The organism is Arthrobacter agilis, assembly GCF_002953615.1.
Lineage (GTDB): Bacteria > Actinomycetota > Actinomycetes > Actinomycetales > Micrococcaceae > Arthrobacter_D > Arthrobacter_D agilis_B.
Genome location: NZ_CP024915.1, coordinates 3,182,915 through 3,187,170 on the forward strand (window position 1 = coordinate 3,182,915; position 4,256 = coordinate 3,187,170).

At 70.3% G+C, this 4,256-nt stretch carries 4 protein-coding genes; 2 read left to right on the plus strand and 2 right to left on the minus strand.

Annotation, left to right across the window (positions count from 1 at the left end):
• Positions 1-1,009, plus strand: a 1,009-nt coding sequence (locus tag CVO76_RS15585) for a CapA family protein (protein WP_244186038.1), incomplete at its 5' end; no start/stop codon positions are given.
• A 9-nt stretch (positions 1,010-1,018) separates the two neighbouring features.
• Here the strand turns inward: CVO76_RS15585 and CVO76_RS15590 are convergent.
• A complete protein-coding gene (locus CVO76_RS15590) occupies positions 1,019-2,095 on the minus strand; it encodes a tartrate dehydrogenase (protein WP_208741860.1) in 1,077 nt (358 codons plus the stop codon).
• A 58-nt stretch (positions 2,096-2,153) separates the two neighbouring features.
• Entirely contained in the window at positions 2,154-3,311 is a 1,158-nt protein-coding gene (locus tag CVO76_RS15595) for an SLC13 family permease (RefSeq protein ID WP_244186039.1), read from the minus strand.
• Positions 3,312-3,408: 97 nt separating this feature from the next.
• Here CVO76_RS15595 and CVO76_RS15600 point away from each other — a divergent pair.
• The coding region (locus CVO76_RS15600) for a pyridoxal-phosphate dependent enzyme (protein ID WP_208741862.1) at positions 3,409-4,256 on the plus strand (848 nt) is incomplete at its 3' end.

Below are 4,256 nucleotides of genomic sequence, written 5' to 3' on the forward strand. Positions count from 1 at the left end.
CCTCCTGGTGCACCCGCAGCTGTGGGAGCAGGCCGCGGCGGACGCGGCGGTGACGGGCCGACTTCCGCTGGATTTCGGGCCGTTGCTCGCGGGCCAGCGCCCCTATCTCGCGGCGGGCACGCTCGGCGTCTGCCACCTCGAGACACCCGTGGCCGATGCGGAAGGACCGTTCAGCGGCTATCCGCAGTTCAACGTCCCGCCGCAGATCCTCGCCGCGGCGAAGGACGTCGGGTACGACGCGTGCACCACCGCGAGCAACCACACCATCGACTGGGGTACCCAGGGGGTGGAACGCACGCTCGCGGCGCTGGATGCGGTGGGCCTCGACCACACGGGGTCCTATGCGAGCGCCGCCGATGCGGAGGAGGTCCTGATCCTCGACCAGCCGCAGGCGAGGGTGGCGGTCATCGAGGCGACGTACGGGCTGAACGGACTGGTGCCCGACGAGCCGTGGCGCGTGGACCTGATCGATGCGCAGGACATGATCGCGAAGGCGAGGGCGGCCCGGGGCCAGGGGGCGGACATCGTGATCGCTGCACTGCACGCCGGCGACGAATACTCCTCCGACCCGAACGCCCAGCAGGTGGAGGTCGCCCACGCGCTCGCGGACAGCGGCGAGATCGACGTCGTCTACGGCCACCACACCCACTCGGTCCTGCCGGTCGAGCGCTACAACGGCACGTGGATCGCGTACGGGCTGGGCAACGGGGTGACAGAGCTGTCACCCGTCCACGAGGTCAACAACGAAGGCCTGATGATCCGGGTCCGGCTGAGCCGGGCTGCCGGCGGCGGCTGGTCCGTCTCCGGCTTCGACTGGGTGCCGTCCCTGATCGTCGCGGCACCCTACCGCTGGTGTTCCCTCGCCCCCGATCGGCCGGTCGGGGCCTGCTCGTCCCCGGAGCACGAGGCAGCGGTGCGCGAGCGGACCCGGCGCGTGGTCGAGTCGCGCGGCGCGGCCGGCGCGGGTGCCCGCCAGTGGGAGGTCTCCGCCGACGGGGCGGGGCGCTAGGGCCGCGGATCACCCACGGATCGTCGACGCGATCGCCTCGCCGAGCGACGCCGTCGTCCCGGTACCGCCGAGGTCCCGGGTGAGGGTGTCACCGCCGGCGGCCAGCACCGACTCGATGGCGCTGAGGATCGCGGCGGCCGCCTCCGGCTCGCCGAGGTGCTCCAGCATCATCGAGGCACTCCAGATCTGGCCGACCGGATTGGCGATCCCCTTGCCCGCGATGTCCGGCGCCGAGCCGTGCACCGGCTCGAAGAGGCTGGGGAAGGTCCGGTCGGGGTTGATGTTGCCGCTGGGTGCGACCCCGATCGTGCCCGTGCATGCCGGCCCGAGATCGGACAGGATGTCGCCGAAGAGGTTGCTGGCCACGACGACGTCGAACCAGTCGGGGTGGAGGACGAAGTTCGCGCAGAGGATGTCGATGTGGAACTTGTCCGTGCGCACGTCCTCGTAGCCGGCCGCCATCGCCTCCACGCGCTCGTCCCAGTACGGCATGGTGATCGAGATGCCGTTGCTCTTCGTGGCCGACGTCAGGTGCTTCTTCTCCCGCTTCCGGGCGAGCTCGAAGGCGTATTTCAGGATGCGGTCCACGCCGGTACGGGTCATGACGGTGTCCTGGATGACCGTCTCGCGGTCCGTGCCCTCGAACATCCTGCCGCCGACGCTCGAGTACTCGCCCTCGGTGTTCTCGCGGACCACGTAGAAGTCGACGTCGCCCGGCTTCCTGCCGGCCAGGGGACTGGTGATCCCCGGCAGCAACCGCACCGGACGCAGGTTCACGTACTGGTCGAAGTGGCGCCGGAACTGCAGCAGGCTGCCCCAGAGGGACACGTGGTCCGGCACGACGTCGGGCCAGCCGACGGCCCCGAAGAAGATCGCGTCGAAGCCGCGCAGTTCCTCGAACCAGCCGTCCGGCAGCATCTGCCCGTGCTCGAGGTAGTAGTCGGCGCTGGCGTAGTCGAACTCCGTGACCTCGACGCCGAAGCCGTACCTGTCCGCGGCCGTCCGGAGCGCGCGCAACCCCTCCGGCATGACCTCCTTGCCGATGCCGTCGCCGGCGATCGCCGCGATCCGGTAGGTGTTCGTCATGGTCTCCGTCATGGTCGGTTCCCTTCATCGGCAGGCTGCTTACCAACCCAGCCTAGGCTCAGGACCCCGTCCACCACAGCACGACGACGGCGGCGGGCAGCGTCAGCGCCGTCACCAGCAGTCCCGCCAGCGCGAACGGCACCCATCGGATGGACAGGCCGAGGGACTGCAGCCGTTCGGCCCACAGCAGGGTCGCGAGCGATCCCCAGGGGGTGACGAGCGGCCCGAGGTTCGCGCCGATGAGCAGTGCTGCGAGGCGGAGGGGGGAACCGGCCAGCGGTTCCAGGGCCAGGTAGGCGGGCAGGTTGTTGACGGCATTGGCGCCGGCGGCACCGACGGCCGCGAGCTGCAGGAGGTCCGCGAGTCCCGCCCCGGTCCCGGCCACGGGAGCGATCCCGGCGTCGAGGCCCTGCGCCTGTGCCGCGGTGACGAGCACGAAGAGGCTGAGGGCGAGGACGAGCGGATTCACCGGGATCAGCCGGAAGGTCAGCGTGCTGCGTCGCCGGACCGCGAAGAGGACCAGGAGGACGCCGGCGGCCACGCTCGCACTCGCCGCCACCGGGATCCCGCTGACCAGGGCGGGCACCAGGAGTGCGAGGACCGCGTAACCGCACAGCAGCAGGACGCGGTCCTCCGCTGCGCGGGGTGCGGCAGCTGAGAAGCGGCCGGACAGCTGCCGGCGGAAAATCAGGAGCAGGACGGCGCACGGCACGACGATGCCCACCACCGCCGGGCCGTAGACGAGCCCTGCGAAGGCCGCCGGAGTGAGCTGCAGCCGCTCCTGCACCAGGAGGTTCGTCAGGTTGGACACCGGCAGGATCAGGGACGCCGTATTGGCGAGCCAGACGATCGTCATCGCGAAGGGCAGGGGAGGGAGCCCGCTCCGCCGGGCGAGCAGCACCACCAGGGGCGTGAGCAGCACCGCCGTCGTATCCAGCGAGAAGAAGACGGTGCAGCCCACGGCGAGGACGACGGTCACGAGCCACAGCACGATCGTGCGGCCCCCGGCCAGGCGCGCCGATGCCGCGATGATCCGTTCGAAGACGCCCGCCGCGAAGAGCAGGTCCGTGACCACCGTCATGGCGGTCACGAAGAGCAGGATCGGCCAGATACGCTCCCACAGCCCGGCCAGGGCAGGGCCGGGCAGCAGGCCGGCGGCGATGCAGGCCAGGGCGAGGACCGGCAGGATCGCCCGGGAGGCAGTGCGCAGGGTCACGGGCGGGCTCCGATCCAGGGGCAGTAGCAGGTCGGGTCGCGTCCCGCGGCGTAACGGCGGCATGGTCGTGCGGGCACCAGCCGGTAACTTTGTAGTCATGAAGTATGCCAATTCAATCGTCGACCTGATCGGCAACACCCCGCTGGTCAGGCTCAACTCCGTCACCGACGGTATCGCAGCCACCGTCCTCGCGAAGGTCGAATACCTCAACCCGGGCGGGTCGGTGAAGGACCGCATCGCGGCGAAGATCATCGACGCAGCCGAAGCCGAGGGGAAGATCAAGCCCGGCGGAACCATCGTCGAACCGACCTCCGGCAACACCGGTGTCGGGCTCGCCCTCGTGGCGCAGCAGCGCGGCTACAAATGCGTCTTCGTGGTGCCCGACAAGGTGGGCGAGGACAAGCGCAACGTCCTCAAGGCCTACGGCGCAGAAGTTGTGGTCACGCCGACCGCCGTCGCCCCCGACAGCCCCCACTCCTACTACGGCGTCTCCGACCGCCTCGTCCGCGAGATCCCCGGTGCCTACAAGCCCGACCAGTTCTCCAATCAGAACGGGCCGCTGAGCCACTACGAGACCACGGGCCCAGAGATCTGGAACGACACCGACGGCAAGCTCACGCACTTCGTCACCGGCGTCGGCACCGGCGGCACCATCACCGGCACCGGCCGGTACCTGAAGGAGGTCTCGGCGGACCGCGATGGCGGGCCCGTACGCATCATCGGCGCCGACCCCGACGGCTCCATCTACTCGGGCGGCACCGGACGCCCCTACTTCGTCGAGGGCGTCGGCGAGGACATGTGGCCCGAGTCCTACGACCCCTCCATCCCGGACGAGATCCACGGCGTCACGGACGCCGAGAGCTTCGAGATGACCCGGCGCCTCGCCCGCGAGGAGGGGCTGCTGGTCGGCGGGTCCTGCGGTATGGCGGTCGTCGCCGCGTTGCG